The sequence below is a fragment of the Paenibacillus sp. FSL R7-0026 genome, from assembly GCF_038004485.1.
In the GTDB taxonomy this organism is placed as follows: Bacteria; Bacillota; Bacilli; order Paenibacillales; family Paenibacillaceae; genus Paenibacillus; species Paenibacillus xylanexedens_A.
The window spans coordinates 1-22,532 of record NZ_JBBORG010000002.1 but is presented as its reverse complement, the minus strand read 5'-3'; the positions used below and the strand labels follow the sequence as shown (position 1 = coordinate 22,532).

23 protein-coding genes and 1 pseudogene are annotated in these 22,532 nt (G+C 48.1%); 9 read left to right on the top strand and 15 right to left on the bottom strand.

Features of this window, described 5'->3' with window-relative positions:
* Positions 1–55: 55 nt before the first annotated feature.
* The 3 genes from MKY44_RS29020 (at position 56) to MKY44_RS29010 (ending at position 3,322) form a co-directional block, all read left to right on the top strand.
* Complete coding sequence (locus MKY44_RS29020; RefSeq protein ID WP_341010008.1) at positions 56–796, top strand: hypothetical protein; 741 nt, start codon at positions 56–58, stop codon at positions 794–796.
* 20 nt (positions 797–816) lie between these two features.
* Positions 817–2,658 carry a transglycosylase domain-containing protein gene (locus MKY44_RS29015; protein WP_341010007.1) on the top strand — a complete coding sequence of 614 codons (1,842 nt, stop codon included), beginning with the start codon at positions 817–819 and terminating at the stop codon, positions 2,656–2,658.
* Between the two features lie 112 nt (positions 2,659–2,770).
* Positions 2,771–3,322 (top strand): DUF2569 domain-containing protein, encoded by a 552-nt coding sequence (locus tag MKY44_RS29010; protein ID WP_341010005.1) that lies wholly within the window; start codon positions 2,771–2,773, stop codon positions 3,320–3,322.
* Between the two features lie 128 nt (positions 3,323–3,450).
* Here MKY44_RS29010 and MKY44_RS29005 read toward each other — a convergent pair whose 3' ends face one another.
* From MKY44_RS29005 to MKY44_RS28940, 14 genes and pseudogenes are all read right to left on the bottom strand, one after another.
* Positions 3,451–3,909 carry a threonine/serine exporter family protein gene (locus MKY44_RS29005; protein ID WP_036610676.1) on the bottom strand — a complete coding sequence of 153 codons (459 nt, stop codon included), beginning with the start codon at positions 3,907–3,909 and terminating at the stop codon, positions 3,451–3,453.
* 18 nt (positions 3,910–3,927) lie between these two features.
* Positions 3,928–4,689 carry a threonine/serine exporter family protein gene (locus MKY44_RS29000; protein WP_341010298.1) on the bottom strand — a complete coding sequence of 254 codons (762 nt, stop codon included), beginning with the start codon at positions 4,687–4,689 and terminating at the stop codon, positions 3,928–3,930.
* Between the two features lie 235 nt (positions 4,690–4,924).
* Entirely contained in the window at positions 4,925–5,230 is a 306-nt protein-coding gene (locus MKY44_RS28995; RefSeq protein WP_047842070.1) for a hypothetical protein, read from the bottom strand.
* Positions 5,231–5,295: 65 nt separating this feature from the next.
* Positions 5,296–6,339, bottom strand: a complete 1,044-nt coding sequence (locus MKY44_RS28990; protein WP_341010003.1) for a S66 family peptidase — start codon at positions 6,337–6,339, stop codon at positions 5,296–5,298.
* Between the two features lie 111 nt (positions 6,340–6,450).
* Positions 6,451–7,770: a DUF4179 domain-containing protein gene (locus MKY44_RS28985; RefSeq protein WP_341010002.1), complete on the bottom strand. Its 1,320-nt coding sequence runs from the start codon at positions 7,768–7,770 to the stop codon at positions 6,451–6,453.
* The gene (locus MKY44_RS28980; RefSeq protein ID WP_341010001.1) at positions 7,767–8,282 is read right to left on the bottom strand and encodes a sigma-70 family RNA polymerase sigma factor; all 516 of its coding nucleotides are present in this window, start codon (positions 8,280–8,282) and stop codon (positions 7,767–7,769) included. The genes MKY44_RS28985 and MKY44_RS28980 overlap by 4 nt, the downstream gene beginning before the upstream one ends.
* Positions 8,283–8,682: 400 nt before the next feature.
* Positions 8,683–9,210: an ankyrin repeat domain-containing protein gene (locus tag MKY44_RS28975; RefSeq protein WP_341010000.1), complete on the bottom strand. Its 528-nt coding sequence runs from the start codon at positions 9,208–9,210 to the stop codon at positions 8,683–8,685.
* A gap of 68 nt (positions 9,211–9,278) precedes the next feature.
* Entirely contained in the window at positions 9,279–10,142 is an 864-nt protein-coding gene (locus MKY44_RS28970; RefSeq protein WP_341009999.1) for a helix-turn-helix transcriptional regulator, read from the bottom strand.
* Positions 10,143–10,160: 18 nt separating this feature from the next.
* The gene (locus tag MKY44_RS28965) at positions 10,161–10,562 is read right to left on the bottom strand and encodes an NUDIX domain-containing protein (protein WP_341010296.1); all 402 of its coding nucleotides are present in this window, start codon (positions 10,560–10,562) and stop codon (positions 10,161–10,163) included.
* A 210-nt stretch (positions 10,563–10,772) separates the two neighbouring features.
* Positions 10,773–11,261, bottom strand: a pseudogene (locus MKY44_RS28960) (GNAT family N-acetyltransferase); the annotation flags it as partial.
* A gap of 148 nt (positions 11,262–11,409) precedes the next feature.
* Positions 11,410–11,820 (bottom strand): flagellar basal body rod protein FlgB, encoded by a 411-nt coding sequence (gene flgB / locus MKY44_RS28955; RefSeq protein WP_036610664.1) that lies wholly within the window; start codon positions 11,818–11,820, stop codon positions 11,410–11,412.
* Between the two features lie 184 nt (positions 11,821–12,004).
* The gene (gene speD / locus MKY44_RS28950; protein WP_036610662.1) at positions 12,005–12,820 is read right to left on the bottom strand and encodes an adenosylmethionine decarboxylase; all 816 of its coding nucleotides are present in this window, start codon (positions 12,818–12,820) and stop codon (positions 12,005–12,007) included.
* A 157-nt stretch (positions 12,821–12,977) separates the two neighbouring features.
* Positions 12,978–13,556, bottom strand: coding sequence for a DUF1273 domain-containing protein (locus MKY44_RS28945; protein WP_340017330.1), 579 nt, complete (start codon positions 13,554–13,556; stop codon positions 12,978–12,980).
* A gap of 72 nt (positions 13,557–13,628) precedes the next feature.
* The gene (locus MKY44_RS28940; protein WP_341009997.1) at positions 13,629–14,777 is read right to left on the bottom strand and encodes an RluA family pseudouridine synthase; all 1,149 of its coding nucleotides are present in this window, start codon (positions 14,775–14,777) and stop codon (positions 13,629–13,631) included.
* Positions 14,778–14,966: 189 nt separating this feature from the next.
* On the opposite strand from MKY44_RS28940, the gene MKY44_RS28935 reads away from it, so the two are divergent.
* Positions 14,967–15,374: a hypothetical protein gene (locus tag MKY44_RS28935; RefSeq protein ID WP_074094052.1), complete on the top strand. Its 408-nt coding sequence runs from the start codon at positions 14,967–14,969 to the stop codon at positions 15,372–15,374.
* A gap of 216 nt (positions 15,375–15,590) precedes the next feature.
* Here MKY44_RS28935 and MKY44_RS28930 read toward each other — a convergent pair whose 3' ends face one another.
* Positions 15,591–16,301, bottom strand: coding sequence for a GT-D fold domain-containing glycosyltransferase (locus MKY44_RS28930; protein WP_341009995.1), 711 nt, complete (start codon positions 16,299–16,301; stop codon positions 15,591–15,593).
* 312 nt (positions 16,302–16,613) lie between these two features.
* Here MKY44_RS28930 and MKY44_RS28925 point away from each other — a divergent pair, with 312 nt between their 5' ends.
* The 5 genes from MKY44_RS28925 (at position 16,614) to MKY44_RS28905 (ending at position 22,364) form a co-directional block, all read left to right on the top strand.
* On the top strand, positions 16,614–17,303 hold the full coding sequence (locus MKY44_RS28925; RefSeq protein ID WP_341009994.1) for a glycosyltransferase: 690 nt from the start codon (positions 16,614–16,616) through the stop codon (positions 17,301–17,303).
* A gap of 18 nt (positions 17,304–17,321) precedes the next feature.
* On the top strand, positions 17,322–18,311 hold the full coding sequence (locus tag MKY44_RS28920) for an SDR family NAD(P)-dependent oxidoreductase (RefSeq protein WP_341009992.1): 990 nt from the start codon (positions 17,322–17,324) through the stop codon (positions 18,309–18,311).
* Between the two features lie 62 nt (positions 18,312–18,373).
* A complete protein-coding gene (locus MKY44_RS28915; RefSeq protein ID WP_341009991.1) occupies positions 18,374–19,909 on the top strand; it encodes a nucleotide sugar dehydrogenase in 1,536 nt (511 codons plus the stop codon).
* The gene (locus MKY44_RS28910; protein WP_341009989.1) at positions 19,896–20,642 is read left to right on the top strand and encodes a class I SAM-dependent methyltransferase; all 747 of its coding nucleotides are present in this window, start codon (positions 19,896–19,898) and stop codon (positions 20,640–20,642) included. The genes MKY44_RS28915 and MKY44_RS28910 overlap by 14 nt, the downstream gene beginning before the upstream one ends.
* 591 nt (positions 20,643–21,233) lie before the next feature.
* Positions 21,234–22,364 (top strand): glycosyltransferase family 2 protein, encoded by a 1,131-nt coding sequence (locus MKY44_RS28905; RefSeq protein WP_341009987.1) that lies wholly within the window; start codon positions 21,234–21,236, stop codon positions 22,362–22,364.
* Positions 22,365–22,532 lie beyond the last annotated feature (168 nt).

Sequence of the window (22,532 nt, the reverse complement as noted above, 5' to 3'; positions counted from 1 at the left end):
ATATTCGGTATGCTACCTCTATTACCTTATTGTTGTATAGAGGAGGATACCAAATATGAAGACCCGATTCAGTACTGTAAGACTAAGATACATATACATTGGAGGAGCAAGCGCGTTACTGAGCGCAGCGCTCCTTTTTGTCGTTTATCACGTGCTACGATTTGCGCATCACCACGTCCTTCCTGATACAGCATGGATAACGCGTATGATGAACTGGGGAATCAACCATATCGGAACAAAGCCGTTTTTCATCTTCATTGGTGGAGCCGTATTTGCGATCTTTTTCTGGATTCGATCCCAGAAGATTGCGGAAGATCTCAGTCAACTTGCATGCGGAACAGCCGAACTTGCATTGGGCCACAATCCTGGAAGAATTGATGTTCTAAGTGGGGGTGAACTACGACAAATTGCTGCCAATCTGAATGTAATTACGTTTCTCCTGCATGAGGAAGGGCTGAGCAGATTAGAACCGAAACATGAGAGAAGAGAGGTAGAGGGAGCGTCTATTCAGCATGAGCAACCCGGCCTTCAGCAACATAATGAAGAAGACAAGGAGAACACTCAAACTATTTCTACACAGGTTGACCTACCGATAAAACTTACTCTCTACGGTATTCAATCTTCTCTGGATGAGATTATCCAAGGGCGGTGTCAGGACGAGATGGAAGTTCAGCATTGGGTCAAGTTGGCGTATGAACAGACATTGCTGCTTCAACATGCTCTGGAGATTACACAACGGAATGGACAGGAACGCGGAGTTTCAATAGAACAGGTACACAAGGAGCCTGAATGTTGAAGCACAGGGGCAAGCGATGGATGTATTACGTATTTGATGGAGCAGTGGTTGTCGTTTTGATGTTGACCGTCTTCTATCTCTATCTGATTACTTATGGCGAAGGAGTGCTTCGTAATCGTCCAGAGGCCATGCAGGTGGCCTCCTCAACCATTATTACGAATGCAGAGGGGACCGAAATTTCGAGGTTACATACGCAGACCAAAGGGTATTCCGAATATGCTGACCTGAACGCCATGCCAGATTTATTGAAAATGGCTTTTCTGGTTACAGAAGATCGACGGTTCTACAACCATGATGGACTGGATTTCATAGGACTCGGGAGAGCCATCGTGCAAGACATCATACATATGGATCTGAGTCAGGGAGGAAGCTCCATCACGCAGCAATTGGCAAGAAATCTATACTTGAACGGGGATAAAATGTTGAGTCGAAAGGTGAATGAGATATCGATTGCGATGGCCCTGGAGAAGAAGTATAGCAAGGATAAAATTCTGGAAATGTATCTGAATCAGATCTACATGGGACGCCAGCAGTATGGTGTAAAAGCGGCAGCCTGGCGGTATTTCGGAATTAAGGATATGCACCAGTTGGAACTATGGCAGATTGCTACATTAGCCGGAATCCCCAAAGGTCCATCCATATACAATCCAGTAGATCGTCCTGAATTTTCCAAACAAAGACGTGCCGTTATCCTTGGACTAATGCATGAACAGGGACTAATTACACGAAAGCAGATGCTCCAAGCCCGTGACGTCCATTTCACGCCGCCTGAAACCGTATTGAATGCAACAACTTCACTGGGCTTGAGCAAGCCCGCATATGTGTCTGCCGTGGATGCTGTGATTCAGGAGGCTTCTCGGCTCACAGGTAAAAGAGAAGCAGAGATTCGATCGGCAGGTTGGGTTATTCAAACTGGGCTAGACGAACAGGCACAACTGGCGATGGAAGAAACATTTGCAGACGCTACCCGATTCCCTGATGATCGCCAAGACGAGCTGGTACAGGCAAGTATGGTTATTATTGACCAGCATAACGGTGAAGTGAAAGCAATGATGGGTGGACGTAATCCTTTAAAAGGGGGCATTAACCGGGCAATTATGGATGCAAGGCAGCCAGGTTCTTCTTTTAAACCAATTATTGCATATGGCCCTGCGTTGGAGTCGGGGAAGTTCAAGCCAGAGAGTATACTACCGGGTAAACGCATGCAATATGGCAGCTATCAACCTTCCAATCTCGGTGGGCGTTACAGTGGTTCAATTGCCATGTCCCAAGCCCTGCAAAAGTCTATCAATGCCCCAACTGTATGGCTGCTTAATGAGACCGGACTGAACTATGCACATCAATTTGCGGCACGGCTCGGTATTGAACTGGGGAAAGAAGATCTAAACCTCTCAATTGCCTTGGGAGGTGTGCATCAGGGAGTGTCGCCAATGAAGATGGCGCAGGCCTTTACGGTGTTTGCGAATCATGGCAAATTGAATACAGCCCATCTGATACGCGAGATTACAGATTCACAAGGACGGACAATATTTGCTCATAAGTCGGAAAATAAGCAGGTAATCTCCTCCAGTACGGCGAATGCCATGACCAGAATGCTGCAAAATGTAGTCAGTCAGGGAACAGGAAGCCGGGCACAACTCGGTCAGCACAAGGTAGCAGGGAAAACGGGAACAACACAGGCTGCATTACCTGGTGTGGGAAGAGAGGCCAATCGGGATCTATGGTTTGTGGGCTATACGAGCAACTGGACTGCGGCGGTCTGGATGGGGTTTGATCATACGGATGCAAAACATTATATGAAGTCAGGAAGTGGTGTTGCAGCGGAGTTGTTCGCAACAGTGATGAGACGTGCTACCCAATAGAATGCAAGAGAGAGAGACCATAGTTCATACGATTCTTTCCTTCTCTTGGATAACACAGAGTATAGCTTCTAATGTATAATATGTGTCTTATTTATCGTAAAAGGAGGCTAAAATGAACTATAAATATAGGAACTCGGATACAGATACGGATATGAACTCGCTGCAATCCAAAACCGGTATCAGACCGGAACGTCCTGGCATCTCCGGATTAGGCGGATGGCTTATTTTAATACAGATTGGGCTTTGGGTCTCACTGGTGCTTCTGATCGCGGATATGTCGCAGGTAAATGTCATTATGGATCCAGCAAGGTGGGAAGGCGTCCGTGGTGTTGATCCGGAACTTTATACTAAAGGAATACGCCCGCTCCTTTGGTTCGGCGTCATAAGCAGCGTCATTTTACTAATAATTGTTATCGTGAACCTCCTACTGCTGTATAAGAAAAAGAAACAGTTTCCACGCATGATGATTATTCTGTACATTGCAAATGTATTCATTGGAGTCATGACATGGATCATGATCGCACGAATTGAGATTCCGAGGGAGCAGCATGTGCTCGATCCAACATCAGCATTTAATTTAACAATCCGATCGCTTCTGACATGTTGTATCTTTATCCCGTATTTCCTAAAGTCGGTTCGTGTGAAAAATACGTTTGTGAAGTAAATAGAATATTGATTGATATGCTGCTCTATAATGCTCTATAAAAAGCGATATGTAAGGCCCGTAGGTATACAAGATTTTATCCTGTATGCTAACGGGCCTTACGTGTGCTGAATATGTGAAAAGAATAATCATTTCGATGATGATTTTGCCCGAAGTGAGGCGGGAATTCGGCGTATCATCTGGTTTAATACCTCGGATAACACCAGGCCTACGGCAATAGCACCAGATAACATGAGTGCCTTGGCGGCCATCTCCATGGCGGCACTGTAGTCATTTTGCACAAAACTTCGCATCGCATTATATGCCAGTCCACCAGGAACGAGAGGAATGATGCCTGCGACACTGAAGATGATGACGGGTGCGCGAAACATGCGAGAGAATACCTGGCTGATGACACCTACGGCTATGGTCGCTGCAAGTGTAGCAGGAACCGCATCCGCTGCATATTCAAGCACGATATAGATAATCCAGCCGATCATGCCGACAAATCCACCGTGGAGCAGCATGCGCCGTGGTGCGTTGAAGATGATCCCAAACGCGGCTGAAGCGACAAAACTGGTTAAGGCTTGTTCAATAAAATGGAGCATATCCTGCATTCCTCCGTCTTACATAAAAAGTGAAAATACAACTGCAATGCCGGTACCTATGGCAAAGGCGGTCAGAAATGCCTCGGCTCCCTTGGATAATCCGGATACGAGATGCCCGGCCATCAGGTCGCGTACAGCATTGGTAATCAGCAGCCCCGGAACCAGCGGCATAACCGAACCAATAATGATTTTGTCCCGTTCATGACCCACTCCTATATAGATCAGGAGAAAAGCGAGTAAGCCAATAACAAAGGATGCCGTAAGTTCGGCAAAGAATTTGACCCGCACCAATCGGTGAAAGGCAATAACGGCTGCATAACCTATACCACCGCAGATTAGCGCCGGAAGAAAGTCGCTCCAGCCTCCGCCAAACATAATGGTAAAACAACCACTGGATAACGCTGCGGCCGTAAGCTGAACAGCCGTTGAATAGGAGGAAGGCTTGCCTTCGATCTGTACCAACAGATCATGGGCTTCCTGAGCAGATAGCTCACCTTGTCCGATGCGGCGGGAGACCGCATTAACCTCGGACACCTTGTCCAGATCCGTCGTACGCTCGGAGATGCGAATCAGCTTGGCAGGTTCGGTTGCATCAACAGAGAAGAAGATACCTGTCGGAACAACGTAACTATGCGAATGGGGTAACCCAAGCGCAGCCGCCATACGTTTCATCGTATCTTCGACACGGTAGGTTTCACCACCGCTTTGCAGCATGATTTTGCCTGCGAGCAGACAGATTGCAATCACGCGGGATTGTTCAGTAGGGTTGCTGCCAATCATACCCGTCTCGGCTTGTGATACGGGTGATGAATCATGACGTATGTATTCCAACCGGATCAAGCTCCGTTTCATATGAGATATGGGGTGGTGCGACACCATTGTATCATATTTCACACGCTCGCAAGGAATCATACCGCACCATCGCCGAGACCATAAAAAAGCTTCGTTCCCAAGACTTGAATATCTCAGGAGCGAAGCTTCTTGGAACAGGTTCGGATATAGAAGTACAGTGCCACTACATCAACAGTGTGATAACCAACAATTCATATAGCACAAGCGGCAAAATCGTTGGTCCAAACAAGGCGCGCGGTTCAGGATATCCATGCATCGGGGTAACCTGGAGATACAAAATTCCCCGGTCTGCACTGATGATGACACCTTCCCACACTTGCCCATCGATATTCTGGACTTGTACCTTCTTGCCTACATGCTGCCGGGCTGTATGATGAAGCATATTCCGCACACTTTGCACGGATTGAAGCATCGGTTGATTGGCTTGATACACGACACGCGTGGATGGCGTGGATGTGGATTCAGACATGATGCACAACCCTTCCCTCAAAATAAGTTCTTACTTCAAGGTATGCATCTGCCTATAAAAGGTGATTACACAAACGCCATCTCAAGGCTCCCGCGTCCATTTTCATAAGCGACTTTGCCTAATGCTCCATTCACAAAGGTGAGCTGGGGCGGAACATGGCCGAGATCCACATCGTACAGTACAGGGACATCCAGATCCCCAAGTGCAGAGGATAGGGCATCGGTAAAATTGAAATCGGCTGTATCGGAATAACCCGCAGGTCGGCCGAACATGAAACCTTTCACGCCTGCAAACCAGCCAGCCTGTCTCATCTGCCACAGATGACGGTAGATATCCCCCGCATTCATCTCACAGCTTTCCAGATACCAGATCGTTCCTTCATCTGCACAGTACTGATCCAAATACGATTGGACGGGTGCATACGGCGTGCCAATCAGACTGGAGATCGTATCCATGCATCCGCCGATCAGCCGACCGGAGAACGCCACATCTGTATCTGCATCTTCCGAGTGGCCGAGCTGTTTCCAGCGCGAAGGTGTATCCAGGTTAAATCCAGGAGATTCCGGTTTCCATGCCGATTGATAATGTGTGGAAGACGATTGTGTGATCTGTCCGCCGTATTTGGTCTGTAACACATCAATCCAGCGCGCAGTCACGGGGTCGAGGGTATTTGATCTTAGATCAACATAGTTGGTGCCATGTGCTGATGCTGTTCCGGTGATCAGGGTATAGGCGAACAGGAACGTACTGATATCCGAGTATCCCATGACCCATTTGGGCGGTAATGTTTTCAAAGCTTCCCAATCCAGCAGGGGGAGGATATCCATCAGAAATTCCCCGCCCCATGGAGGGATAATGGCTTGAATATTTGGATTGCGGAAAAATTCATTCATCTCTTCGGCGCGTTCCTCTTTGGAGGCACTCACACATTTGGTGTTATGACGTAGAGAGGGGCTTTCCAGCACGCCAAAACCAAGGCGCTCCATATTGCGTTTGCTCTCCTCAAGATAATGGTATAGGGACTCGCCTACACCGCTGGAGGGGGCTGCCACACCGATCATGTCTCCTTGCGCGAGTGGTTGCGGATAACGGATAGAACGATTATTCATTGTGGAAACACCCTTTCTTGTGAACATATCGATTTAATGTAGTTGTTTAATATTTTCATTATAGTGCATGACTACGTCATGTGGCTTACGATTGTGGCTGTTACATTATATTTAGGGAGTCACAGGAATTTCAATAGAGAACGGTGCACGAATTTGATCAGGGTAAGAGAATATTTCCATTGTCAGATTTCCTTTGGCTGCGACTCCATTTTTAATGACAACTCTTGCTTCAAAGACGGAAGGGCTCCAGCTTACTTCATTAATGTCGAAAGGGTTTCCTTTACTGTCCTCAATATTGGTAAATGATAGCCCTGAAGTAGCATTTTGAGCATCTGCAATTGAAAACTCGAGGATCAGATTTTTGCCCTGGACCGTGCTTTGCAGCAATTTCAAACTCGATGGGCCGCCTTGTATTTCACCTGAAGAGGGATCGATGCTGATAACCAGTTCATCCTTATCCACCGCTGAAAGGCCAGACCCTTGCAAAGTCAGTTTTTTCGGAGTGGAGAAGTACATGCTTTCGAAAAAGACAGAACTTCCAGAGCCTCCGATGGAAGATGAATCCGTTCTCCATGCTCGGCCTTGCTCATCTACCAAGTGCAGATCACGAATGCTAAAGATTTTTTTGGTGTTGTTCCGATCATATTCGATATCAAGTACAAGACGAGTGGGATACAGAACGGCCTGTTTCACACGGATGCGCTGTCCGTCCACGGTCATAGTTTGGTTTACGGGAATGTTTTTTTTCATGCCTTTTGTTAAGCTGTGATCCACGGGGAAGGTAACCTTCCACTTATTATTCGGTTCCTTACCTCGTTTCTTAAATACAACGGTCAGCTCTTGTGGCGGTAAAGATTCTGTGAATGAGACATCGATTTTGTCCTCGTAAACGCCACTTTCTGAAGCCGGCTTAGGAGAGGAATAACTAAATCCAACCGGAAGATCTTTACCGTTCTCATCCAGCAAATCGATATCATATCCACCTTTCTCCGGATATTTCATGCCCTTCATCGTGTAAAAAATGACCATACGTGACTCGTCCGTGATAATGCCTTCAACGGTCAAGGAAGCACCATCATGCTCGTCGGTTACCCCGACTTTCTGTAAGAGGGACTTATCGATCGCCATCATTAATCCTTTGTCCTGGCGAATCATGCTCACAATGCCTTCCATGCCAGGCAATTGCTCCACGAAGGACGCAAAAGCGGGAGAGACACGGATACATCCCGTAAATAGCAGGATGAGGGCAGCTACTGAGATGGAGCTCATATACCAACGCAGTCGGGACTTGCGCTTACGGGCAGCCTGGCGGATTCCGGACTGCACAGCCTGATATGCGGCGGCATCGGGCACAGGCATGGTTTCGTATTCCGTCTTGCGAGCATTCAGCCGTTCTTCCAATGCGTCAAATGAGTTTTGTTCATCCGTCATGAGGATGCATCTCCTTTCGTTTCAAGTTGATCACGAAGCTGTCCGAGTGCCCGATGTAATCGGGATTTTACGGTTCCGGTCGGGATGTCGAGAATATCGGCAACTTCAGTTAAGGAGAAACCTTCGAAATAACTGAGGATAATAATCTGTTTGCAATCCCGGTCAAGAGTGGAGACGGCGGCGGCAAGATCGGGGTCCGCAGGACGATCCCAGCTGCTGGATTCATGAATCTTGGTGACGGGACGGAACCGACTTTTGCGTTTGCGTTCGTCCGCACAGTAGTTGAGCAGAATGCGGATGAGCCAAGTGCCAAAGTAGGAGGGCTCTTTTAATTTTTTGAGTTGACGGAACGCCCTGAAGGTTGATTCCTGAATCGCTTCGAGCGCATCACCTTCGTTATGCAGGTAGGCATAGGCGATACGGTATAGTTGGCTCTGATGTAATTCCATTAAGGCTGCAAAAGCCTCGGCATCCCCTTTTTGTGCGGCGATGGTGAGCTGAATAGGGGTCACATGGCTCCTCCTTTCATGGATATGTTGAGTATTAGACCGCGTAAGGCACCAAACGGTTCTTACTCCCTGGAAAAAATATGATGTATCGCGATTTCTATATAAGTTGAACTATATTTACACGAGAACGTAGAGGACTGAAATAACCTGAAGAAGCGGAGCGTTCGCCTTTATCGCCAGATTTTCACCTTTGTAAAAGTGAATTAAAAAATCTGGGGATAACAGCGATCGGAAGGTTGTTCTGTCATCGGAGTGGCAAGTGTAAATATTCTTTAGCTCAACTTATATAGCCTCTCACCGATAGAGGTATGTAATCGAACAACAAATAACCGTCAGACCTTCTCTTTGTACTCCAAAAAGAGTCCTGACGGTTATTCACAGTATTGCTCACGTTATCCAATCATTATTGCTGATGCGCTGTAACGGCTGCTCGCAGACATGAAGCTGTAGATGTGTTGCCACGCTCAAGTGAAATATCCAGTGCGGTCTGGCCCGCTGAGTTCAGCGCGTTTGGATCAGCTCCATGCTGAAGTAACATCTCGATAAGTTCGATCTGATCCGTATGAAATGCTGCGGAGTGCAACGCATATTGTCCATCGCTGTCCAGAATACTCGTGGATGCCCCGTGTTCGAGTAAAAGTTGGATAACTTCTGGTGAACGTTCTCCGGCAAGTGCGGCATGCAGTGCAGTATTGGATGGAATAAAGGAAATCTTGGAATGAGAAAGGGCGTTAACATCCGCTCCATGCTCCAGAAGAAGACGAACTGCTCCTGCTTGTCCATAATGAGAGGCATATCCCAGCGGAGTTAACCCATCCTGATTTTCAGTATTGGTGAATTCCGGGTGAGAAGCGAGCAATAATTGCAGGTTGGCCAAATCTCCCGACTGTGCAGCCTGAAATAGTTGATTAATCTGTTCTGCATGATTCATAAGGAATACCTCCATCTGATGAGATAATTCAATTATAGGCGTTCCTCTTTAAAGATTCTTCTCCATAATCACCTTTTTCCCCTTAGCTTAGAAGGAGAGGATTGGAAGCGTCTAGTGAATAATGAACTGAACGAACCGAGGCTTTCGAAGCCCACATCATACCAGATATTGGTGACAGACCTGTCCGAATCTAGCAAAAGCCCCTTCGCAGCCAATAGTCTGCATTCAGTCAGATAACGATGGGGTGAAGTACCAAACAACTTTTTATAACTGCGTAGAAAATGATTCACGGATAGTTGTGCAGCCGCTGCAGTCTGTTCTAGCGTTAAAGGTTGATCATAGTAGGCGGAGATATACTCATGCCCGATATACACTCTTCGATACAACTCTTCTCTGGTTGAACGTCTGATCATATCCAGTTCGTTGATCTCTTGCTGAATGTTACGGTGTAGGTCCAGCATGTGAACAACAAGCTGATGAAGCTGCTCCGCTATTGCCCAGGAATCAAGGTTGTCTGTACTGTACAAATTCCGCAAATGATTCAGGGCTGCGCCAAGCCGATTATCCATCGCGTATGTACGTTCTACCCATTCCATCTTGCTTGAGGGTGAATAACTATTCGGCTCATCAAGTAGCCGAAGATCACTGGTAATTAGATTCCGGCCGATCTCTTCCACATAACCGGGAGGGAAGAAGATACAGAAGGATTCAACTGGAGTAGATGAATCAATGTGAAGACTATATTCCTGACCCTCATTCAGAAGTAGATAGTTCTCATTATTGACTGCGAAGTGACCGCGCCCCGCTTCATAGTGCGTTTTTCCGTTACGGAATGTTTTCAGTGATAACGAGCCGCTGCCTTTCCAATCGAATTGAGAACTCGATTCATGCAGAATGAAGGGTACAGGTCGAGGAAGAGGAATCTCCAACACTTGCAAGCACCTCCAAGCTTAATTCTGGTTATACAACTTCTTCGCAGCTTCCAGCCCAGGCACGGCAAAGCAGGCGAGTGGAGAGGGCAGATCATTCAATGGGAACCAGCCGATCTCACCGATGGCTCCGCCTTCTTCCAGGTTACGAGCATGACCGCCAATCACCTTGGTGGAATAGAGAACAGATATCCAATGTTCCTTCTGCTCTGGCTGGATCGTCTCCGCCGTACAGAGCAGACTATCAATGGCGATATCCAGATTCACTTCCTCCTTGATTTCACGGATAACGGCAGTTTCCAGTGATTCGTAGGGATCGACTTTCCCGCCGGGAATACTCCAGGTATGCTGTTCGGGCTGACGATTCCGCCAAGCGAGAAGCACTTCGCCCCGTTCATTCAGAATGACTGCGCCTACGCCAATGCGAGGTGAAATTTCAGATTCCCCTTTTGGAACAGAACTTAATTCCGACAGGGACAGCGCAGCTTGTTCGTTCACATTACGTTGTGAAAAACCACCCGCATCCATTTCCCAAGATTGAGGAGTGTGAGTAGACCGGAATGATAAGGGAAGCCCAGACTGTGCCGACCATTCTTCCGCAAGAATACTCATCGAGATCAGGTCATAATGCATGCCATCCCGCAAAACTGCAGAACGCTGGCGACCCTCTTCCCGGAATCCGGCTTTTAGGTACGCACGTCTCGCGGCTTCATTGTATTCAATGACTTCCAGCGCAATCCGGTTCAGGTTCAATTCGTGGAAGCCATACCGAAGAATCAGAGCCAGAGCGTCGCTTCCGTAACCTTTACCCCGATCATTTTCTTCACCGATGCCAATGGCCAGACGAGCCGACCGATTGTTCCATTCAATCCGGTAGAGGGCTGTGAATCCAATGAATCGGTTACCCTCCAGTGTACGTAATGCAAATTCAAATCCGTTGTCGCGGCGGACAGACGAAGAACCCGTTTCATCCGGCGTTAACGGGATCGCGATATCGGTATCCATGTTGCGCAAATATTCATAATCGTCTGTAAAGCGGGAGAGACGCATGCAATCTTCCGGGCATGGGGCCGCTAATCTGACTTTGGAACCTTGAAAACCATTTAAATGACGTGGAGCCATGTTGCACCTCTTTTATTCGATATGAAATCAATCGTTTCTCCCCATTATACTACGAACAAGAGAGGATACCGAAAATTGGAACCAAACGAGCTACACTCAGGGTAAAATCATAAAAAAAAGCAGCCGTTTCGGGCTGCTTGTACATTCATTATTTCAGATCATTCAATAAATTCTTCATTTTTTTGTAATGTCCACTGACCCGATCAACCATGTAGTTATACATGAGCTGATTCTCCGAAAGATTCGCCATTTCCTTGTCAATGTCAACGTTATTGTTGTTATTGTTCATGGCTGTTTCGTTGTTTTCGACAATTCGGTACTGTACGATGGAAGAATTGGGATCACTGATAGGAAAGTGTTTGTCATGAGTCCGCTTCATGGCGAGCTGATCTGTTTTGCCATTTTCAACGATACGTCTCAGCTCTTCCTGAAACTCTACCGTTTTCTTTTTGTAGTTGGGCGTGTCTGCATTGGCAATGTTATTGGTAATGGCATTGTGCTGTGCAGTAAGCGCTTGTAACAGTGATTCGTTACGTCTTGTCGTATTCGTTTCGATCACGGGCTCAGTCTCCTTCACTGTAGATTGTACAGTTACTTCTATAATAAGAAATTAAGTTGCACACTGTCAACAAAACAAAGAAAAAGACAAGCACATGCCGGAGGTCCCCCATAAAGAAGAACCCTGCCTTCATGAAATCTTGTCTTAGACCTTGCCCTTATGGGATCAGCGTTGAACAACCTCTTTAAGAGGGACGATTAATATTTTTGCCGTAATAGATCTCGTCCATCTCCAGCTTCAGCCATTCTGTAATCTCCTGTTGTTCCTTTTTGCTGAGCTTATCTTTGGTGTACCCAAACAGATAATTGTCGAGATCAAATTCTCTCAGTTTACATTTGGTGTGAAAAATATTCTCCTGATAGACGTTCACGTCAATCATGTCAAAGCTACTCTTGATCTCATCCGGAATATAATTCTGAATCGAGCCGATCTCATGGTCAATGAACAGCTTGCGTCCGCTCGTATCCCGTGTAAAACCACGTACCCTGTAATCCATCGTCATAATGTCCGTATCAAATGAGTGGATCAGATAATTCAGTGCCTTAAGCGGTGAGATCTCACCACAGGTGGAGACATCAATGTCCGCACGGAAGGTACTGATACCTTCACTAGGATGAAACTCCGGGTAGGTGTGCACAGTGATATGGCTTTTATCCAGCTGCATGACAACGTTATCGGGCAGAGGGCCGGGAGATTCATCGAGTGATTCTTCGGGGATCTCCACAATTGGACCTTCCGAGACAAGCATCGTAACACTCGCACCTTGAGGCACGTAATCCTGCTGGGCAACATTCAGCACGTGGGCTCCGATGATATCGGAGACGTTGTTCAGAATTTTACTCAACCGGGCGGCGTTATACTGTTCATCAATATATTCAATGTAAGCTTCACGTTCGTCTTTGGTTTTGGTATAACAAATATCATACATATTAAAGCTGAGCGACTTGGTCAGGTTGTTAAATCCATGCAGTTGAATGCGCTGCTCTGGCGTAATTGTCATGGTTGCAGTTCCCCTTATCCCATACGACATATCATCGCAGTTATAATACTACTTATACCCAACCTGCCACGAAAAAAAACATATGTACGTCATTCAAAATACGATTCCCCTCTGATGACAGCTATGCATGAATGGACTTCAGATGATCTACATTTTTTCAGAATGAAGAATCGTCGAAATCTGCAATATCATTCATGCGCTCATCCTCAGCTACAGATTGGATATCCTCTGAAGTGACACTGATGATTGTATAGTCCTCGTTCTGCTGTTTCTTCACGGCTTTTTCCTTCACAAAACGGGGACTGCCTTCTCCGGCATCTTCGTCATAGACGAGCAGAAGACCGTCGCTTTTACGCAGCAACAGGTCATCCCGTGCAGTGAACTGCCACGGCCCGATATAAGGTTGATTGCTAATCGCACCGTAATAGTCCACACCCGAGAGGATGGAACGGTAATACTCCTGCTTGTCTTCTTTCCATTGCTCCTCCGGGTTCTGAAAGGCAGTGATGATCGACAGTTTCAGATGTGGATACGTCTTCTTCAGATCAATCACTACTTCGCAGGCCCACAGATCCACACCGTATTGTCCGGGCGTCAGCACCCATTCCAGACCTTCTTCGACAAGGGGAGTGAGGCGGGAGGAGATGGCTTTTTTGATAAAAGGAATACCTTCATGCTTCTGTCCAAAAATCTGCAATTCATGTGCCCGGTAACCGGTGATTAACAGGTTTTTCAGTGTCCGTTCCTCCTTTCAGGCATGATCAATCAATTAGTGAATTTTCTATATATGCACACATTAGAGGTGCAGTTATTTCGCAGGTGGAGTTTCTGCACGGAACGGATACAGGAATGGCTTTGGAATATCCGTTTCGAATGACATTAACTCATCCGTTGTGGGATGGATAAACGAGAGTATACGTGCATGAAGTCCGAGACGGCCAAGGTCTCTTGTGCGTGCGCCGTATTTTCTGTCACCGGCAATCGGATGTCCGAGATCTTCCATATGCACACGAATCTGATTTTTACGCCCTGTCTCCAGACGCACTTCCAGCAAGGAGAACTCACGGTTCGACTTCAGACGTTTGTAATGTGTGATGGCATGTTGTCCATCATTCGGACGAGAGCTGGAATACATTTTCAGCGTTTTGGTTTCCTTCAACCAGGAAGAGATGGTGCCTTCTTCTTTGGCTACTGTACCTTCAACAAGGGCAACGTAGACACGGTCCTGCACATTTTCTTTCCAGTTGTTTTGCAGCTTCTGCTGTACCTCTTCACTTTTGGCAAACATCATGACACCTGACGTATCCCGATCCAGACGATGTACAACAAAGATCCGGTTGAGCGGATTCGTGCGGCGTACATGCTCTGTCAGTTGGCGATAAGCTGTCAGGTCATCCGTCTTGTCAGCGGCGATGGACAACAGTCCGGCTTCCTTACGGATCACAATGATATCATCGTCTTCATGCAAAATGTTAATACCCGTCAAGGACGGAGCAGCGACTGCACCTTCTTTTCTAATATATACAATCTGACCTGGCGTCAGCGCTTCATTAAACTTGGTTACGACCTTCTGATCCACGGATACCTGTCCACGACCCAGAATGGACTTCACCGCGTTCCGTCCTGATTTCAGATGCTGCAACAGGAAGTTCAACAGTTCGTCCGGTTCGGTTACTTTGTACTGGCGTGGTGGTTCCTGCTTGCGATAGTAGGAATTGCCTGGTCGTTTGGATGCGCTGGCATTTTTGGGTTTGTTACCTCCAGCTTTCTTGGGTGCACCCGATGATTTCGCGGCTATTGGCTTCTTATTCTCCTCCGTATTGCGTGATGCGGAAACACCTGATGTTTTGGCAGATGAGAAGTTGGACTTGCCGGAACGTGCTGTAGATGAACCTGCGTATGTTTTTCCCTTGGCCGATGCCGATGTTTTGCCTGTTGGACGTTTGCGTTTATTCATGAATAATAATCTCCTTCTGAACAGCCTGTACCGCTTGTGTGCATACGATCCGTTCATTTCGTTATGCAGTTCAATATACCACTAACAGTCGACAAATAAAAATAGGTTCATGGAATCTGCTATACATCCAATCCGAAGAGTTGTGAGATTCATAGGATATGTTATCCCATAGCATTGGAGGTGTTACTCATGGGCGTGTTTCTCGATATGAGAACTTCGATGAACTCGGCAACCGTAGGACAGCCCGGTTTATCTCTAAGTCCATCCCCGGAAGCATTCGGCGCAATTGGTCTTCAGACCCAAGGTGTGGTGAACCCCATTATTACTTTGAACGGGACAGTAGGTGTTACGGGAGAACTGGGAGATACCTTTGTTGTAGAGCTGGTACGGGGATTCCTATATGATCCTTTCTATGTGATCTACCGTGCTGAAGGTACAATTGGACAGAATGGCGGTGCCGAATTTCATTCGTTCACTGCTCAGGATCTGTCTGCACCACCAGCATTGGAAAGTGTGTATACTTCGTTCATCTCGGGCGTGTCCACAGCAGTAAGAACCGGGCCGGAGATGTTATACGGTATTGCAGCCACCGGTTAGTAGTGAAAGGCGAAATATAACAGGCAGAGTGCTTCGGCATCACTTCTGTTGACGGCAGAGTTCGCTTCATACCCCAGAAACGCAAGACAATGCAGCGATAGGTAACGACTAGCGCTCAGCAAGAAACCCCCGGCTTAAGAAGTCGGGGGTTTTTGCCGTACAAGCATCTGTACATTTCAATGTAGCTCACTCATCTGAAGGAAGTGCCCGTGAGGATCAGTTGGCACGGCCTTTCAGAATGATGTTGTTGGCTTTGCCAAAGTCGATGGCAACTTTGCCTGCGAGTGCAGCTGTTCGCTCCGCAAGGATAACCGCGTTGACGCCACAGGAGAAGAGAGCGACATCGAAGGTATGTTGATTATTCTGAATCCAATGCAGCGTTTCATCCATTTGATCATAGCTGTCGAAGGGCAGGGCAGTCACAATGTTTAGATTATACGGCTCACGTTCAAGCATGACACGCAGAGCCTCAATCTCACGAGTAACGAGTAACACACGCTTGCCTGCAAGCATCTGCCAGAAACGCGGATTCTGCGCCAGTTCCCGATTGACACAGGCATGACAAGTCATCGGAGGAGAGATGCCAAAGTGTGCAAATACCATGTCGGTCAGGGGTCTTTTGAGATAATCGGGAGCATTAATGGTGCTGTCACCACGAGGAAGAATGCCCACGATATCGGCACGTTGCAAGGAAGCGGCGACTTCATCCCGTAGTTTCGGGTTGGGAAGACGAAGTCCCTTTTGCCCTAAGTTGGCTTTCTTGGCCCAACGCTCCTGAAGGACCTGTTCCGTGGGCCATACGGTTTCTTGAGACATGACGATATTCTCGCCATCACCGACTCTTACAAGAGACAGCGGTCGGTGTTCCAGAAGTGCCGCTTCGAGCTGATCAAGCACACCTTCCATTTCAAGATAGATCGAATTCATATGATGGGTTGCCTCCTTTGAAAATTGAACTGTTCTATTCTATGTTGCGACTACCGTAACGATATGTACGTTCGACCCAAAGGGCACCATCTTTGGTTGTATATCAATCTATTTATATGAAAGTTAGTACATCTGTCGGTACCGCTTCTATCAACGTTTCATACGATATAGAGTGCTGGATTCACAAGCGAGATGTGGCTTGAAAGCGATCAGATAGATAGAGGATGGTCTTCGTAGGAAGACGGCATCAAAACTATGAAAACAGTCTGTATCCGACAAACGGAACTTGCAGCGTTCATGAGGAGGAATGTTATGTCCAGGAAAGTTGTGATTGAGATTAACTTCAACAATTATGGGATGGACCCGCAGCGATTAACGCGGGAATGGCTGGAGCGTCGGATGAGCATCTTCCGCACGTTCACATTGCATTGCCTGAAGGCGCAGACGAATCAGGATTTCCTCACAGTGATGAAGTTGTCCAAGGAATCCGGGGAATTAATGCAGGAGATTCTAGCGGGGCAGGAGCCGCTTCCTTCCAATATTCGTTTTGGAACCAATATCGAGAGTGTGCGTGCCATTTTGGCGTTTGCCAATGGTTCGGAGCAACTCTATATTGCCCGTCTGGATTCGGATGATTTATACCATAAAACCTTTGTTCAACAGCTCTACGATATTCAACCACAGCAGCAGACGATGGCATTGATTAACCAGAACGGATATCTGTGGGACAGTGTGAATAACGAGATGGCCCCAGCGTTTCACCGTTCTCCACAGTTCTATGTCTACTTATATAAGACAGCCGAATACGCAGCAGGATACCGGGTCAAGCTTCCGGGCAGAGGTACACATGGCAATGTCATTGAACTTCCGCACGAGCTGCTTGCTCCGCGCAATTATGTCAACATCGTGCATTCGAGCAATACTTCAACCAAAAAGGTACCGCCCAAAGACCGGTTAAGCCGGGATGAGATGGCACAGGTACTACGCGAATTCATGATCTGATCAGGGAGGGATTCATCCATGATTCAAGGACAAACGATTCTGATCACCGGAGGAACAGGCTCCTGGGGTCAAAAGCTGACTGAGGTACTGCTGGAGCAGGACCCGGCTGAGATTCGCCTTCTGTCACGTAATGAATACGCCCAGATTGCGATGCAGCGAGAGTTCAACCATGATCCGCGTCTGCGATTCATCATTGGGGATATCCGCGATTATCGGGCAGTGGAAGATGCATGCAGAGGTGTGGATGTGCTCTTCCATCTGGCTGCGCTGAAGCATGTTCCGGTCTGCGAGGACCAGCCGGATGAAGCGTTCAAGACCAATGTAATCGGTACCCAAAATATTATTCGGGCTGCGATACGCATGCAGGTTGCCAAAGTCATCGATGTGTCCACAGATAAGGCGGTAGATCCGATTAACGTATATGGCATGACAAAGGCTTTGGGTGAAAAAATGATGATCCGTGCCAACTGGCTGAGTGAAAGCACCCGGTTTGTCTGCATCCGCGGCGGCAATGTGCTTGGAACCAGCGGTAGTGTCGTTCCCTTGTTCCGTCGTCAGATTAATGAAGGCAAGAGCCCAACCATTACGGACAAAGGCATGACCCGTTTTTTCCTGACGCGTACCGAAGCTATACATTTACTGCTTAAAGCGGCTGAGGCGGCCGTGGGCGGAGAGACTTTTGTGATGAAAATGAAAGCTTGCAAGATGACGGAACTTGCATCCGTCATGTTGGAACAGGCAGGTCGTCCATCCTTCGATTATAAGGTGACGGGAATACGTCCAGGCGAGAAATTACATGAAGTGTTAATCTCGCCCTTTGAAGCGCCGCGTACGTACCAATACGATGCGCAGTATTATGTCATCCTGCCGGAGCACAAGGACAAGAGCCTGACGGATCAGTACAGCAGTCTGCCACGTGTGAACTTCTCCGAGTATCGCTCGGACAGTGCCATGATGAACAAACCAGCGATTGCCCGTTTTTTGCGTGCAGGCGGTTATATCGATTAGGGTGTGTCTCAAAGCTTCTTTTCGGAGTTTTCAGATACGCCCGCCGAAGGGAGGCGGAGCATTTGGAGTTGGAAGGAATGGAAGAGAATCATCAGCATGAGCAGCACGAAGGAAATGAAGAGTTACAGCAACGTACCCTAATACAACATATTAATGACCGCTCCCTGAAAGCTGTTGTCATCGGTCTCGGTTATGTTGGTTTACCCATGGCCGTAGAGATGGCACAGGCCGGTTATCAAGTCCACGGGATTGATATCGATACTTCGAAGGTAGCCAAGCTGAACGCCGGGAATTCGTATGTCATAGGTATAGAAGATGATGTTGTGCAGTCGCTTATGCAGGCTGGATTATTCACGGCAAGCACCGATTATGCTGCGGTGGCACAGGCCAATGTCATTGTAATCTGTGTGCCCACCCCACTGACCCCTGAGCATCAACCGGATATCTCATATATCTCGGCGGCGGTGGATGGCATGACTCCGTATTTGCAGGAAGGCAGCCTGGTTATATTGGAAAGCACGACCTATCCGGGCACAACGGAGGAACGCGTGAAACAACCGATTGAAGCGTCAAACGGTTGGCGAGCTGGAGAACAGTTCTACGTCTGTTATTCTCCAGAGCGGGTAGATCCGGGCAGTGTGCATTATGGTGTGAAAAATACCCCGAAGATTATTGGTGGCTCCACACCCGCTTGTCTGAATTATGGTAAACAGTTCTACAGCTCGTTCCTCAACGAAGTTGTTCCGGTAAGTTCAACAACGGTAGCGGAGACAGCAAAGCTGTTCGAAAATACATTTCGCAGTGTCAATATTGCACTCGTGAATGAGCTGACCCCGGCCTGTGAACAGATGGGGGTAAACATCTGGGAAGTACTGAATGCGGCGGCAACCAAGCCATTTGGTTATATGCCATTCTATCCCGGTCCCGGCATCGGCGGGCACTGTATCCCAATCGATCCGATCTATCTGTCCTGGGCTGCAAACCGTCAGGGATCGGAACTGCAGTTCATCCAGCTGGCGGATGCAACCAATCGGCAAATGCCAGAGAGAGTGGTGAAGCGTGCCGCGGAGCTGCTGGAGCAGAATGGTGTATCTGTGCGAGGAGCACGTGTTGTACTGGCGGGTATGGCTTATAAAAAAGACATTGATGACCTGCGTGAATCGCCAGCATTGGACGTTTTTCGGCTGCTGAGCGCAGCAGGTGCAGATGTGGTTTTCACCGATCCAATGGTGCCTGTCTTCCGCAAGGATGATGGTACAGTGCTGCATTCTAGTCCAGCAGTGCCAGAATTGTGGACAGGAGCTGATCTGGTGATCATCACCACGGATCATTCGGGATTTGATTATCAAGAGATGGCAGATCATGCAAAGCTAATTTTTGATACACGCAATGCAACGGCCGGATGCCACGGGGGAAATATTGTGGTACTGGGTCAGCCTGTACGGCATGAGGCCAAGAGAGTTTACGAGCAACAGGAACGAGTAGAAGGGTCCGGGCAAAAAGAGGAAGTCAAGGTGGCAGTCGAGGGCGCCGTAACTCGTCGTGAAGCTACGATCGATCCCGACGAGGATCAGGGAGATGCCCATGGCAAATCATGATCGTGTAAGCGAACGCTATTACGGCGAGATTAATTCGGAAGATTCTCATGAAGCGACGAGAACGCGTATCCACTGGATGTGCCGTGAGGCAACAGGCAAACGCATCCTGGATGTCGGGTGCAGTCAGGGCATTACGTCCATTCTGCTGGCACGTGAAGGATTTCGTGTAACAGGCATTGATTTGGAAGAAGAAAGTGTCCGGTATGCGCAAGCTGAGCTTGCCAAAGAATCCCGGCCAGTTAGGAACAATGTGGATTTTCGAATGCTGGATATTACGCAATGGAAAGTAAGGTCTACCTTTGATACTGTGCTGCTTGGAGAAGTGCTGGAGCATTTTGCTCATCCGGAGACGTTGTTGATCCAGATTTATCGGCTGTTGCAAGAAGATGGGACGTTGGTTGTGACTGTGCCGTATGGGTATCACCCGTTCTATGACCACAAGCAGACCTTCTATGCGGGAAGCCTGGCCATGACCCTGATGCCGTATTTTGAAGTCTTGAAACTCGAAGTTCATCATAAATATCTATGTTGCGTGGCCCGCAAACGGCGGAGTACACAACTGCATATGTCGCCAACTTTAGATCAACTGATGGAGTGGATGGAGCTGGATCATGTGCATTTTGCCGAGGTGGAACATCAGCACCTCCGTGTAATGAAGCAGCGGAAGAAGGCATTGGACAGTGCGGTGGAGCAGGTGAAACGGCTTCGCCGACAGGAGAGTGGGGAAGTGTAGCGGTGTTGTTTAGTGTGACGACAGAGCTATTCTATGTTCTAACGAATCTCACACGTCTTATGTTGGTGATTTGGGAGAGGGAAAAAATGTAACGAATCTCAGCGACGCTATTTCATCCGAAAGCTGCGATAAACGACGAATGGTTGCTTAAAATGCGAGAATAGCGCGCCTCAGATTCGTTACATTTTCCAATTGGCTGAAATGCACCAAATAGCTTCACCTCAGTTCGTTAGCCACGGTGAAAATGAAATGAATTCCGTGACCAATACCACATACCAAACAAATTGGAATAAACATTTACACGAAACGGAGAAGAGAAAAAGAATCTCAAGAAGCGGAGCTAAAAGCGTTCTGAATGAAAGCTGTATCGGAAGCATATGCTTCGCCTTTATCCCCGGATTTACCCTTTATAAAAGGAATTAAAAAAAATGGGGATAACAACGATCGGAAAGTTTCTGTCATCGGAGTGTCCAGTATAAATATCTTTTAGTTCAACTTACGATAGTACTTTGTTCGAAGTATTTAACCAACGAAAGAACAAATCCGTTATGAAATTTCGCAATACGCGTACGACAGGAAGGGGCTCAAAACGTGATCACCATCAGTCTGTGCATGATAGTGAAGAACGAGGAACGCACGCTGGCGCGCTGTCTGGATTCGGTTGCCGGCATCGCGGAAGAGATCATCATTGTGGATACCGGTTCATCGGATCGCACGATGGATATCGCTGCGCAGTATACCGACCAGGTCTATACGTATGAATGGAAGGATGACTTTGCCGCAGCGCGGAATGAGTCATTCGCCAAGGCCACTCAGGAGTATATCCTGTGGCTGGATGCGGATGATGTGCTGCTGCCCGCGGAACGGGCGAAGCTGGAGGTGTTGAAGCAGCAGCTTCCGTCCGGGGGGAAGACGGAAGCTGTGATCTTGAGCTACACGCTGGCCGAGGGGGCGGAGGGAAGTCCACTTGTGACGGACCGACGCCTTCGCCTGGTCAAGCGGGATGCCGGGTGCCGCTGGCATGGCCGGCTGCACGAGCAGCTCAGCTTCCCGCGAGGCGAAGTCATTACGGCAGACATTGCCGTCACGCATCGCCGCGAAGCGGGACATCATTCGGCGCGAAACGTGCGCATTCTGCGCAAATGGATCGCCGAAGAGGGAGTAGCCCAAGGTCGCCTGCTGTTTTATTATGCAGGCGAATGTTATGACCGCCAGCGTTATGCGGCGGCGGCACGCGGGTACGCGAAGCTGCTGGAGCAGCCAAGCGGTTACCGCGAGGATCGCCTGATTGCCTGCGCGCGGTTAGCAGAATGTTATGAACGACTGGGTGAGCCGGGCCGTAAGCTCGGCGCATTGCTGCAGTCATTCCAGTATGATCTGCCACATGCCGACTTCTGCTGTGCCATTGCGGCCTGTTTCCATGAGCGGCAGGAACCTGTCTCGGCGATCTACTGGTATATGCAGGCGGTGGACGTGAGCAGCCGCGATCCGGGTCTGCGCCCGGTGCCTGTGGCCTGCCGCACCTGGCTGCCACATGCCCGTTTATCCCTTTGTTATGCCCATCTGGGCAACTGGGAGCAGGCACTCATGCATAACACCAAAGCCCGTGAGTATTTGCCCAACGATCCCGGGTTGCTTGCCAATCGGCAGAAGCTCGAAGTTGTGGTACGCAAGGAGATGAAGGAGCGGGAAGAACGTGGTGAAGTGTCACCGCGTAAGTAGAGAGACGAACTGGGACAGATGAGGACAGAAGGGTTTGAAGCGGGATTAGGAAAAAGGGGAAATAGATTGAAGTAGAAGTGAAATAACAACAAAAACTAATCCGTTGCTGGTAGCATGCGATAGGGCGGATCAGTGAAAATAAAGGTTGATTGGAAATAGAGTGTAAGG

Excerpts from the sequence above, each read along its gene's own strand:
- MKY44_RS29020 (WP_341010008.1), top strand. The coding sequence starts at position 56 with ATGAAGACCCGATTCAGTACTGTAAGACTAAGATACATATACATTGGA.
- MKY44_RS29015 (WP_341010007.1), top strand. The coding sequence starts at position 817 with ATGTATTACGTATTTGATGGAGCAGTGGTTGTCGTTTTGATGTTGACC.
- MKY44_RS29010 (WP_341010005.1), top strand. The coding sequence starts at position 2,771 with ATGAACTATAAATATAGGAACTCGGATACAGATACGGATATGAACTCG.
- MKY44_RS29005 (WP_036610676.1), bottom strand. The coding sequence starts at position 3,909 with ATGCTCCATTTTATTGAACAAGCCTTAACCAGTTTTGTCGCTTCAGCC.
- MKY44_RS29000 (WP_341010298.1), bottom strand. The coding sequence starts at position 4,689 with ATGATTGGCAGCAACCCTACTGAACAATCCCGCGTGATTGCAATCTGT.
- MKY44_RS28995 (WP_047842070.1), bottom strand. The coding sequence starts at position 5,230 with ATGTCTGAATCCACATCCACGCCATCCACGCGTGTCGTGTATCAAGCC.
- MKY44_RS28990 (WP_341010003.1), bottom strand. The coding sequence starts at position 6,339 with ATGAATAATCGTTCTATCCGTTATCCGCAACCACTCGCGCAAGGAGAC.
- MKY44_RS28985 (WP_341010002.1), bottom strand. The coding sequence starts at position 7,770 with ATGACGGATGAACAAAACTCATTTGACGCATTGGAAGAACGGCTGAAT.
- MKY44_RS28975 (WP_341010000.1), bottom strand. The coding sequence starts at position 9,210 with ATGAATCATGCAGAACAGATTAATCAACTATTTCAGGCTGCACAGTCG.
- speD (WP_036610662.1), bottom strand. The coding sequence starts at position 12,820 with ATGACAATTACGCCAGAGCAGCGCATTCAACTGCATGGATTTAACAAC.
- MKY44_RS28940 (WP_341009997.1), bottom strand. The coding sequence starts at position 14,777 with ATGAATAAACGCAAACGTCCAACAGGCAAAACATCGGCATCGGCCAAG.
- MKY44_RS28935 (WP_074094052.1), top strand. The coding sequence starts at position 14,967 with ATGGGCGTGTTTCTCGATATGAGAACTTCGATGAACTCGGCAACCGTA.
- MKY44_RS28930 (WP_341009995.1), bottom strand. The coding sequence starts at position 16,301 with ATGAATTCGATCTATCTTGAAATGGAAGGTGTGCTTGATCAGCTCGAA.
- MKY44_RS28925 (WP_341009994.1), top strand. The coding sequence starts at position 16,614 with ATGTCCAGGAAAGTTGTGATTGAGATTAACTTCAACAATTATGGGATG.
- MKY44_RS28920 (WP_341009992.1), top strand. The coding sequence starts at position 17,322 with ATGATTCAAGGACAAACGATTCTGATCACCGGAGGAACAGGCTCCTGG.
- MKY44_RS28910 (WP_341009989.1), top strand. The coding sequence starts at position 19,896 with ATGGCAAATCATGATCGTGTAAGCGAACGCTATTACGGCGAGATTAAT.